This window comes from Vibrio sp. 811, from assembly GCF_033339195.1.
This window is the reverse complement of sequence record NZ_JAWOUB010000494.1, coordinates 1-655: the sequence shown is the minus strand read 5'-3', so window position 1 is coordinate 655 and position 655 is coordinate 1. Positions and strand designations below refer to the sequence as shown.

General features: G+C 51.1%; 1 protein-coding gene. It reads left to right on the top strand.

Annotation, left to right across the window (positions count from 1 at the left end; genetic code table 11):
• Nucleotides 1-655 (top strand): FAD-dependent oxidoreductase (locus R7Q46_RS27690; RefSeq protein ID WP_318078355.1); only part of this gene is annotated, 655 nt, incomplete at both ends.

Here is a 655-nt window from a genome sequence, read left to right as displayed (position 1 = left end):
CACAGAGTTCGGTCAGCCGATCAGCGTTGCTGGCATCAAACGTTTCGTCGCAGAGAAAATGGATAACCAAGATCACTGGGATCTTAACATTGCGCCCCTGACCAACAAGCACATCGCGATCGTGGGTGCAGGCCCTGCTGGTGCGCAAGCGGCTATTGAGCTTCGTCGTCAAGGCCACGAAGTAACGATTTACGAAAAGCTAGACGTTTACGGCGGCATGATGCGTGTGGGTATCCCTGAATACCGTCTACCACGCGATGTTATCGATTTCGAATACAGCTACCTAGCGATGCTGGGTATTAAAACTCAGTTTGGCGTTGAGATCGGCAAAGACATTAGCTTCGACACTCTACGTAGCGAACATGATGCTGTGATTCTGGCTCACGGTGCACACGTCGGTTCGATCATCCCTCTGCCGGGTCATGACAACGATGGCGTGTTTTCTGCGGTTGAATACCTAAAAGAGATTTCTGAAACTCGCCAATTTCCACGTGCAGGTAAACGAGTGATGGTTATCGGCGGGGGTGACGTTGCTATGGACTGTGCGCGCTCTTCATGGCGTATCGGTGCAAGCGACGTTTACCAATGTTCACTTGAGAGCCTAGAGAACCTACCTGCAAGCCAAATCGAAATCGACGAGTCGCTAGAAGAAGGT